The 1,252-nt window shown below is 42.9% G+C and carries 1 protein-coding gene; it reads left to right on the top strand.

Features of this window, described 5'->3' with window-relative positions; all coding sequences use genetic code 11:
- Nucleotides 1-126 precede the first annotated feature (126 nt).
- The coding region (locus Q0277_RS01780) for a TonB-dependent receptor plug domain-containing protein (protein WP_297994960.1) at nt 127-1,252 on the top strand (1,126 nt) is incomplete at its 3' end.

Here is a 1,252-nt window from a genome sequence, read left to right as displayed (position 1 = left end):
CTGCGCCATGGTTGCCCGCAGCCACGTGTTTAACTGGCCGGTTGTGATCCGCTTACCAAAAAAGTCGGCGAAACGAAAAAGAGCGCCAAGCAACTCGCCAAAGAGCAAGTTAGCGACAGTAGAGATATGGTTCGTCACGAAACCGGCGTTTCAGTTGTCGAAAGTGGAAGATTCGGTGCTAGTGGCTACTCGATCCGCGGAGTAGATGAAAACCGCGTAGATATAAGCATAGATGGACTTCGCCAAGCAGAAACATTAAGCTCGCAAGGTTTTAAAGATCTATTTGAAGGATATGGAAACTTTAATAACACTAGAAACGGCGTTGAGGTTGAAAACGTAAGACAGGTAGATATCACTAAAGGTGCAGATTCGGTAAAAAGAGGCTCGGGCGCGCTAGGTGGCTCAGTAGCGTTTGAGACAAAGGATGCGAGAGATTATCTAACGGAGAAGGATTGGTATTACGGATTTAAACGCGGGTATCAAAGTGCGGATAGACAAAACTGGCAAAGCCACGCAGCTGCAGTTAGGTTTAAGTGGTTTGATCTTTTGGCTATTCACACCGATAGAGAAGGACATGAACTAAAAAACTGGGGATATAAAAAATATGATCCTACTGTTATAAGAAAAGTTAGAGAAAAGCCTGATCCTTATAGAATTTACAAAAAAAGCACATTGGTAAAATTTGGCTTTCAGCCTACCGATACTGATAGATTTAGCCTAGGATACGATAAATCCAATATAAGATCGGAAGGAATAGATTGGTCAAATCAATTTGCTCTTTACAATACGCAAACTCCTTGGGGTGCTCTAACTAATGACATACGACATACCAACGATAGAAGCGAAAGAAAAAACTATTCGTTCACTTACGAAAATTTCGACGAAACGCCTTTATGGGATAGCTTGAAATTTAGCTACAACAAGCAGCATATCAAACTAAAATCGAGAACGGATGAGTATTGCGAGGGTGATAATTGCGCGGGGATTTCAAATCCCGCGGGGCTTCATTTAGAAAACGGAAAGTTAGTGGATAAATACGGAGGCGAGCTGAAGCAAGGGCTAAAATGGGGCTTTATGCCGATAGTAACGGATAGCCGCGGAGAGGAGCTGGATACCGATATTTACGACGGGCAAGAAAACACTATGAGAGGCAGCGTCTCGGATGTTTTGGTAAATTGCGATAACTACGACTGCTCCAAAGGTATCGATCTATTCGATATGAATACGTGGAGTTATCAACACTACGATCTTA

Source organism: uncultured Campylobacter sp., from assembly GCF_938030815.1.
Classification (GTDB): Bacteria; Campylobacterota; Campylobacteria; order Campylobacterales; family Campylobacteraceae; genus Campylobacter_B.
Note: the sequence above shows the minus strand (reverse complement) of the source record. Positions and strands in the feature narration are given on the sequence as shown.